This is a genomic window from Gallaecimonas kandeliae, assembly GCF_030450055.1.
In the GTDB taxonomy this organism is placed as follows: Bacteria; Pseudomonadota; Gammaproteobacteria; order Enterobacterales; family Gallaecimonadaceae; genus Gallaecimonas; species Gallaecimonas kandeliae.
Genome location: NZ_CP118480.1, coordinates 3023581 through 3032500, shown reverse-complemented (window position 1 = coordinate 3032500; position 8920 = coordinate 3023581). Strand labels below are relative to the sequence as shown.

Sequence of the window (8920 nt, the reverse complement as noted above, 5' to 3'; positions counted from 1 at the left end):
GTCCAACGTTAATCGGGGCAGGGTGAGTCGGCTCCTAAGGCGAGGGCGAAAGCCGTAGTCGATGGGAAACAGATTAATATTTCTGTACTTCTATGCAATGCGAGGGGGGGACGGAGAAGGCTAGGCAGGCATGGCGTTGGTTGTCCATGTGAAAGTGCGTAGGCTGGGGACTTAGGCAAATCCGGGTCCCTATAAGTCGAGACACGAGACGAGTCACTACGGTGACGAAGCTGTTGATGCCACGCTTCCAGGAAAAGCCTCTAAGCTTCAGTTGCATAGGAACCGTACCCCAAACCAACACTGGTGGTCAGGTAGAGAATACCAAGGCGCTTGAGAGAACTCGGGTGAAGGAACTAGGCAAAATAGTACCGTAACTTCGGGAGAAGGTACGCTCTTGTTTGTGAAGGACTTGCTCCGTAAGCAGACGAGAGTCGCAGTGACCAGGTGGCTGGGACTGTTTATCAAAAACACAGCACTGTGCAAACTCGAAAGAGGACGTATACGGTGTGACACCTGCCCGGTGCCGGAAGGTTAATTGATGGGGTTAGCCGTAAGGTGAAGCTCTTGATCGAAGCCCCGGTAAACGGCGGCCGTAACTATAACGGTCCTAAGGTAGCGAAATTCCTTGTCGGGTAAGTTCCGACCTGCACGAATGGTGTAACCATGGCCACGCTGTCTCCACCCGAGACTCAGTGAAATTGAATTCGCTGTGAAGATGCAGTGTACCCGCGGCTAGACGGAAAGACCCCGTGAACCTTTACTACAGCTTGACACTGAACATTGAGCCTACTTGTGTAGGATAGGTGGGAGGCTATGAAACCAGGACGCCAGTTCTGGTGGAGCCAACCTTGAAATACCACCCTGGTATGTTTGATGTTCTAACTTAGACCCGTTATCCGGGTTGAGGACAGTGTCTGGTGGGTAGTTTGACTGGGGCGGTCTCCTCCCAAAGAGTAACGGAGGAGCACGAAGGTTGGCTAATCCTGGTCGGACATCAGGAGGTTAGTGCAATGGCATAAGCCAGCTTAACTGCGAGACTGACACGTCGAGCAGGTACGAAAGTAGGTCATAGTGATCCGGTGGTTCTGAATGGAAGGGCCATCGCTCAACGGATAAAAGGTACTCCGGGGATAACAGGCTGATACCGCCCAAGAGTTCATATCGACGGCGGTGTTTGGCACCTCGATGTCGGCTCATCACATCCTGGGGCTGAAGTCGGTCCCAAGGGTATGGCTGTTCGCCATTTAAAGTGGTACGCGAGCTGGGTTCAGAACGTCGTGAGACAGTTCGGTCCCTATCTGCCGTGGGCGTTGGATGATTGAAGGGAGTTGCTCCTAGTACGAGAGGACCGGAGTGAACGAACCTCTGGTGTTCGGGTTGTCACGCCAGTGGCACTGCCCGGTAGCTAAGTTCGGAATCGATAACCGCTGAAAGCATCTAAGCGGGAAGCGAGCCCTGAGATGAGTCATCCCTGAGACTTCGAGTCTCCTAAAGGGTCGTTGAAGACTACGACGTTGATAGGCTGGGTGTGTAAGCGTAGTGATACGTTGAGCTAACCAGTACTAATTGCCCGTGCGGCTTAACCATACAACACCCAAAGGGTTTTGTAGGACGCCAAAGAAGGCGAGAAACTCAAAGCATTGTTATCAGCTAATCCGAATTGAATAAGTTGGCCCGCAAGGGCGGACTTAAATGAATTCGCCTGGCGGCAATAGCGCTGTGGAACCACCTGAACCCATTCCGAACTCAGAAGTGAAACGCAGCCGCGCCGATGGTAGTGTGGCATTCGCCATGTGAGAGTAGGTCACCGCCAGGCACCTAACACGAAACGCAAAACCCCCGACCGAAAGGCCGGGGGTTTTTGCATTTTGGGCTACGCCCGGCGGTGACTCACTCCCACATCACGGCCACCGCGCTACGCGTGTGGCATGGCGGTTGGCCTCCCTGCCAACCGTCCTTCGGACCGTGCTGACGCACGTCCAAGCGCCGGTTCCCGACGCGCTTGTCGCCATGTGATGCAGCTTCAACACCTTGGGAGAGCAGGGCGAGCGCGGATAACAGCCCAAGCAAACGGCTTTGCTTGGGCCCGCAACGAGCGGGTCGCGCTCTGCGCGGCCCTGGCCACCGCCAGGCTTCATCAGTGGCTCTGGCTCTCATCTCTTGTATTGCTCTGCTAATCAGTCCCGTTGTAGAAAACCATCCCTGGCCAGTTACCCGGCTCGGCCATCCAGGTCTCGTATTCACCTGCTCCCAGGTCGTGCTTGGGATTCGATGCTGACTGTTAAGCTTTCGATAAGGTAAATGGCCGAGCTTGTGAGAAGCTAGACTGTAATCATCGAAAATCTATAACAAGGGGTAGACCCGTATGCAGCTCCAGGATTGCTTTTCAAAACCTCATTTGCTCCCCCATATACCTGAGGTGGTACAGGATCTGATCGCCACTTTCGAACAGCCTGACCCTGACTTGAACCGCATCGTGACGGATTTGGAACAGGACCCTGTGCTGTCGGCCAAAGTGCTGAGATTGGCCAATTCCAGCCGCTTCGGTGGGGTAAGGGAAATTTCCTCTGTCAGGGAGGCGGCCATTCGCCTTGGCCTGGACAGGTTGCGGACACTGGTCATAGCGTCAGGCCTGACCTTTGCTACCAAGTCTGTAGAAGGCATTGATATCCAGGCTTTCTGGAAGAACAGCTTTATGACCGCGGAGGTCTGCCGTTTCCTGGCGGTCGCGGCGGGCTTGCCTGCTGAACAGCACTTCACCTGTGGCATGCTCCACGACCTGGGCCTACTGATCCTGGTGCTGACCTTACCGAACAAGGCCGATGATGCCAGGGCCCTGGCTTTACGGCAGGGACGGGCTGAGGCCGAGCAGGCCGTATTGGGTTTTACAACGGCCGACATCGGTGCCGAGCTGGCATACCGTTGGCAGTTCCCGGAGATCGTAGTAGCGGGGCTTAGGCAACAATTTGCTCCCCTGGCGGCGGAGCGGTTTTCCTCGGAAGCCGCCATCCTCTATCTGAGCAACTGGCTGTTGGCCCTGCCGGGGCCGCTGAAAGAGGCTCCTGAGATCTGGCCTCAAAAAACAGCCCAGGCACTGGGGTTGGATTGGGCTGCACTCAATGCCGCCCATGAGACAGTACTGCGCGAGGGAAGCCCCTTCCTGATTGCCGTATAAAAAGAAAGCAATCAGTCAGTTTTCGGTTTCAAAGGTCTTTACCTGTAAGCCCCAGTAGCTATAATGGCTCCGCTTTACAGGGGCGTAGTTCAATTGGTAGAGCACCGGTCTCCAAAACCGGGTGTTGGGGGTTCGAGTCCCTCCGCCCCTGCCAGATAAAAGAAAACCCTGCTCTTCGGAGTGGGGTTTTTGCTTTCTAGCCCCCAACAGCCTCGCTTGGCGAGCCGTTGTGGGCCGGTGGCCGGACCCTCGAGTCCCTCCGCCCCTGCCAGATAAAAGAAAACCCTGCTCTTCGGAGCGGGTTTTTTGCTTTTTAGACCCCAACAGCCTCGTTTCGCGAGCCGTTGTGGACCGGCGGCCGGACCCTCGTGTCCCTCCGCCCCTGCCAGATAAAAGAAAACCCTGCTCTTCGGAGCGGGGTTTTGCTTTTTTGGGGATAGCTGCCGCTTCCAGGATGGTAGATTTGCCCTCCCCAACGCCGTCTTGAAGCTGGTTTAGACCAGTGATAACCCCACTCCTTTTCCTTCCGTCGATCAAGGTCGTCGTTGCAGCGCCCCAGCGTCAAGCAAGGAAATTGACTTTTAGTTGCTTGTTGAGCGTTTTCTTGTCGTCTACCTTTAAAACCTTCTGCTCTTTCCTGACATGGGCTAAAGGGCAACAACCCTGATCACAGGAGGTGGTCCATGAAGGAACAGGGATGCAAGACATTACTCGATGTGTTCATCTCGACAGCCTTGGTGCCGCAGTTGTTCCTGGCCCTCCCAATCCAAACTCCACCTCCCAATGGGCTAGTCTCCGCTCCAACATCGTAGCTCTTCATTGGCCTGCTTTGGCCAGTACGTCGGTAAAGCTTATCTGGCGCCTGGCAACCTGTTACTCAACAACAAGGATCTGGTTATGTCACAGCTCAGCACCCGCTACTCGGTACGTGAACTGCAACAGCAATATGATGCCGGCAACAAAAAGCCCCTGGAGAACCTGATCAGGGCCTGGATGGGGATCAAGGCCTTGCCGCCCGATGACCTCAACTCCTTCTTTGTCATAGGGGGCTATCACGGTGAGCCCTTCGCAGGTCAAGGGGCCACTGACCCGTCCTACTGGGGCGGTTACTGTAATCACGGCAACGTGCTCTTTCCCACCTGGCACCGCGTCTATATCTGGCGTATCGAAAAGGCCTTGCAGTCCATAGTGCCTGGTGTGACCCTGCCTTACTGGGACGAGACCAGCGAACAGACCCTCAAGCTGGGTATCCCCGCCGTTCTCACCGACCAGCAATTCGAGCTGGACGGCCAGAAGGTCGATAACCCGTTGCGTTCCTATGTGCTGCAGAAGGCGGTCAACGACGCCGTCCAGGGGGACGATAATCTCTATACCAAGCCGGCCGGTTACGAGACGGTGCGTTATCCCCTCTCTGGCCTGGTGGGGACTCCCGAGGCCAGGGAAGCAACCCGGGCCCATAACTCGGATTTCCCCGACCCGGTGAAAAACACCGAGCTGCTCAACCAGAATGTCATGGCCTGGCTCAAGGGGGATGATGTCACCAATACGGATCCCAATCCGCAAAAGGGCGGCGTCTACTGGCAGTTCGAAACCTGCCTGAAGGCGCCCAACTACACCGCCTTCTCCAACACCACATCGGGGGCGGCCTGGAACAAGGCCAACGCCGGCCTGGTGGTGCCTCTGGAGCAACCCCACAACGACGTTCACCTGGCGGTGGGGGGCTTCGACGTGCCCAATCAAGGGGAGTCCGGCCAGATCCCGGGTGCCAACGGCGATATGGGGGAGAACAATACCGCCGGCCTGGATCCCATCTTCTTCTTCCACCACTGCAACGTGGACCGCATGTTCTGGCTCTGGCAGGTACAGAACGGCTTTAAGGACCAGTTCGACATCATCGCGGGCTTTGCCGGCACCAGCGCCAATACCCTGTCGGCCGGTGGCCAGGGCCCGGCCGTGGGCCAGGAAATGGGTGAGGAACTGACCATGGACACCCCCCTCTATCCCTTCCTCAAGGCGCCAGGGGTCAACTTCACCTCCAGGGATTGCATCAATATCGAGACCCAACTGGGGGTTACCTATAGCCCCGGTTCCCTGGCCGGCGGCCAGCGCCTCTTTGCCACCGAAGCGGTAGCGCCCAGCCGCAAGCTGAGGGTTTCCGGCATAGACCGCAGCCTCTTCAACGGCTCCTTCGTGATCAGCGCCTATGCCACCATAGACGGCGAGCGTCATTACCTGGGGCACCAGTCGGTGCTCAGCCGCTGGAACGTCAAGTACTGCAAGAACTGCCAGACCCACATCGGTGTCGAGGCCTTCTTCGACCTCTCTGATCTCAGCGAAAGCGAACTAAGCAAGGCCGAATTCAGCATCGAGATCCAGCACAGAGGCAAGGAACTGCCCAAGGCTCTCCACTACCAGTGCGAAGTCGTCGCTTGAAGGCCCGGGGAGGGGGCCCACCCCTCCCCAACCTTTCCCCCTGCCGCCACAAGCTCTTATACTGGAGCCCTTTCCCCAGGAGTGGCGACATTGGATTACCTCAAGGCCCTTGGCCTGACCCATTTCGTGCCCAAAGCCGCGCAGCGCGAACCCGTGCTGGGGGTGAGCTTTGCCCTGGACGCCGAGACCCGCCCCTTCTGCCAGGCCGTGGCCAAGGCTTTGGGTTTGGCACTGGTGGAAGAAGCGGCCGGCCTGCATTGGGGTCAAGGGGGGGATATCGACTTGGCTCCCCACCTCTGCCTGGGTTCAGCCCAGCACAAGCGCGCACTTTGGCAGCAACTCTATGACGCCTATGATGCTCAGCACCGCCAGCCCAGCTGATCTGCCCTTTATCCATCGCATCGAGGCCAGCCAGCTATACCCCTGGTCCGAGGCTCAACTGGCAGGCTGTTTCGGTGAGGGCTACCGGGTGCGGCTGCTCTGGCTGGAGGACGAGCCGGTGGGCTTTTCCATCTGCCAGCGGGTACTGGACGAGTCCACCCTCTTCAACATCTGCGTCTTGCCCGAACAGCGGGGCCTGGGCCTGGGCAAGGTGCTGATGAAGGACCTTGTCGATGAAGCCAGGGCCGCCGGCGACAGCGCCCTTTTCCTTGAGGTGCGTGCCGGCAATGCCCCCGCCATCGCCCTCTACCAGCGTTTTGGATTCGAGGAAGTGGGCCGCCGCAAACACTACTACCCGGCGGGCAGCGAAAGGGAAGACGCCCTGGTTATGCGCTTGGAGCTGGACAGGGTATAATCCGCCGCTACGTTTTTCAGTTGGTGAGCAGCCCATGTCCATCCCTGCCGAGGTCGCCAAGCGCCGTACCTTCGCCATTATCAGTCACCCCGATGCGGGTAAGACCACCATCACCGAGAAGGTGCTGCTGTTCGGGCAGGCCATCCAGAAAGCCGGTACCGTCAAGGGCCGCGGCTCGGGCCAGCACGCCAAATCCGACTGGATGGAAATGGAAAAAGAGCGGGGCATCTCAGTCACCACCTCCGTGATGCAGTTTCCCTATGACGACTGCCTGGTGAACCTGCTGGACACCCCCGGCCACGAAGACTTCTCCGAAGATACCTACCGCACCCTGACGGCGGTGGACTCCTGCCTGATGGTCATCGACTCCGCCAAGGGTGTCGAAGACAGGACCATAAAGCTGATGGAAGTCACCCGGCTGCGCGATACCCCCATCCTCACCTTCATGAACAAGATGGACCGCGAGATCCGTGACCCCATGGAGCTGATGGACGAAGTGGAGAACGTGCTGAAGATCCGCTGTGCCCCCATCACCTGGCCCATCGGCTGCGGCAAGGGCTTCAAGGGCGTTTACCATATCGCCAACGACGAGATCATTCTCTACAAGTCTGGCCAAGGCCACACCATCCAGGAACGCCGAGTGATCAAGGGCCTGGACAACCCCGAGCTGGACGCCTTGCTGGGCGGCGATGCCCAGGATCTGCGCGACGAGCTGGAGCTGGTGCAGGGCGCCTCCAACGAGTTCGACCTGGACGCCTTCCTCAAGGGCGAGCTGACCCCGGTGTTCTGGGGTACGGCCCTGGGCAACTTCGGTGTCGACCACATGCTGGACGGCCTCACCGCCTGGGCCCCTGCGCCCCAAGCACGCGAGAGCGATACCCGCACCGTCACCGCCAGCGACGAGGCCTTCAGTGGCTTCGTGTTCAAGATCCAGGCGAACATGGATCCCAAGCACCGTGACCGGGTGGCCTTCCTGCGTATCGTCTCCGGCAAGTACCAGAAGGGCATGAAGATGCATCACGTGCGTCTCGGCAAGGACGTCAACATCGCCGACGCCCTGACCTTCATGGCCGGAGACCGCGCCGCCGTGGAAGAGGCCTGGGCCGGTGACATCATAGGCCTGCACAACCACGGCACCATCCAGATCGGTGACACCTTCACCCAGGGTGAGAAGATGAAGTTCACCGGCATCCCCAACTTTGCCCCCGAACTCTTCCGTCGCATCCGTTTGAAGGATCCCCTCAAGCAGAAGCAGCTGCTCAAGGGCCTGGTGCAGCTCTCCGAAGAAGGCGCAGTGCAGGTGTTCCGCCCCATCGACAACAACGATCTCATCGTTGGCGCCGTGGGCGTGCTGCAGTTCGACGTGGTGGTGGCTCGCCTCAAGGCCGAGTACAACGTCGAGGCCATCTACGAGCCCATCAACGTGGCTACTGCCCGCTGGGTGGAATGTGGCGACGCCAAGAAACTGGCCGACTTCGAGCGCAAGTGTTCCCTGAACCTGGCCCTGGACGGCGGCGACAACCTCACCTACATAGCGCCCACCATGGTCAACTTGAACCTGACCCAGGAGCGTTACCCGGATATCATCTTCCATAAGACCCGGGAACACTAAAGGAGAAGCCCCGCCGTCGCGGGGCTTTTTTTATGCTGATCGACAGCCACTGCCACCTGGATTTCGACGAGCTCAAGCCCTTGGCACCGCTGCTGGATGCCTGCCGCGCCGCCAGCATAGGCGCCCTGGTGGTGCCGGGGGTGAGCCTCGAGCACCTGGACAGGCCCCTGACGCTGGCCCGCCGTTACCCCGGCATCTGGCCGGCGGCCGGTTTCCACCCCTGGCACCTGCCGGCCGACAGGGGCGCCATAGTGCGGCTGCGGGACTTCGCTCGGGTCCATGCCGATGAGCTGGTGGCCATAGGGGAGGCGGGGCTCGACAAGCACAAGGGGCCGGATTTGGCCGAGCAGCAGTGGTGGCTGGAACAGCAGCTGGCCCTGGCCCTGGAGCTCGGCAAGCCGGTGATACTGCACAGCGTCGGCACCCACGCCAAACTGCTGCCGATCCTCCGATCTTTCAAAGGCCTGCGAGGGGTGATCCACGCCTTCTCCGGTAGTGCCGAACAGGCCTGTGAATTCGTGAAGCTGGGCTTTTACTTGGGAGTAGGCGGCGTCATCACCAGGGACAGCGCCCACAAGACCAGGGCCGCTCTCAAGGCGGTGGCGGTGGAGAAGCTGCTGCTGGAAACCGACGCCCCCAGCATGTTGCCACAGGGGCTGCCTGGGCCTTTTAACAGCCCAATCCATTTACGCCATATTCACAAGTTGTTAGCGGAACTGCTGGAAATGGAGCCAAGTCTATTGGGGCAAGTACTTACCACCAACACTAAGCAGCTGTTTCTCAGCGATGAAACGGGACAGGCGTCAAGAAAAACGTTTCTTTGAGGCTGGGCTTATGGAAGCCTTTCGCTATAATGCGCGCCGACCTGTTCGTCAGTAACAGGCAGACAAAAAACAAACTCTGA

6 protein-coding genes, 1 tRNA gene and 2 rRNA genes (1 of these 9 cut by a window edge) are annotated in these 8920 nt (G+C 58.6%); all 9 read left to right on the top strand.

The annotated features are described in order from the left end of the window. A 23S ribosomal RNA gene (locus tag PVT67_RS14910) occupies positions 1–1587 on the top strand (it extends 1305 nt beyond the left edge of the window). Between the two features lie 114 nt (positions 1588–1701). After that, positions 1702–1816: ribosomal RNA gene (rrf, locus tag PVT67_RS14905) — 5S ribosomal RNA — on the top strand. A 549-nt stretch (positions 1817–2365) separates the two neighbouring features. Further along, positions 2366–3175, top strand: coding sequence for an HDOD domain-containing protein (locus PVT67_RS14900; protein ID WP_301494909.1), 810 nt, complete (start codon positions 2366–2368; stop codon positions 3173–3175). Between the two features lie 78 nt (positions 3176–3253). Then, positions 3254–3329: transfer RNA gene (locus PVT67_RS14895), tRNA-Trp, on the top strand. A 743-nt stretch (positions 3330–4072) separates the two neighbouring features. Further along, positions 4073–5608: a tyrosinase family protein gene (locus PVT67_RS14890; RefSeq protein ID WP_301494907.1), complete on the top strand. Its 1536-nt coding sequence runs from the start codon at positions 4073–4075 to the stop codon at positions 5606–5608. Positions 5609–5689: 81 nt separating this feature from the next. Next, positions 5690–5989, top strand: a complete 300-nt coding sequence (locus PVT67_RS14885; protein WP_301494905.1) for a hypothetical protein — start codon at positions 5690–5692, stop codon at positions 5987–5989. Next, entirely contained in the window at positions 5961–6404 is a 444-nt protein-coding gene (gene rimI, locus PVT67_RS14880) for a ribosomal protein S18-alanine N-acetyltransferase (RefSeq protein ID WP_301494901.1), read from the top strand. The genes PVT67_RS14885 and rimI overlap by 29 nt, the downstream gene beginning before the upstream one ends. A 34-nt stretch (positions 6405–6438) precedes the next feature. Next, positions 6439–8016 (top strand): peptide chain release factor 3, encoded by a 1578-nt coding sequence (gene prfC / locus PVT67_RS14875; RefSeq protein ID WP_301494899.1) that lies wholly within the window; start codon positions 6439–6441, stop codon positions 8014–8016. Positions 8017–8048: 32 nt separating this feature from the next. Further along, entirely contained in the window at positions 8049–8840 is a 792-nt protein-coding gene (locus PVT67_RS14870) for a TatD family hydrolase (protein ID WP_301494897.1), read from the top strand. Positions 8841–8920: the final 80 nt, after the last annotated feature.

What these genes read in the sequence shown, in the direction of transcription:
- rimI (WP_301494901.1), top strand. Translation starts at nt 5,961, where the DNA reads ATGATGCTCAGCACCGCCAGCCCAGCTGATCTGCCCTTTATCCATCGC.
- PVT67_RS14870 (WP_301494897.1), top strand. Translation starts at nt 8,049, where the DNA reads ATGCTGATCGACAGCCACTGCCACCTGGATTTCGACGAGCTCAAGCCC.
- PVT67_RS14890 (WP_301494907.1), top strand. Translation starts at nt 4,073, where the DNA reads ATGTCACAGCTCAGCACCCGCTACTCGGTACGTGAACTGCAACAGCAA.
- prfC (WP_301494899.1), top strand. Translation starts at nt 6,439, where the DNA reads ATGTCCATCCCTGCCGAGGTCGCCAAGCGCCGTACCTTCGCCATTATC.
- PVT67_RS14900 (WP_301494909.1), top strand. Translation starts at nt 2,366, where the DNA reads ATGCAGCTCCAGGATTGCTTTTCAAAACCTCATTTGCTCCCCCATATA.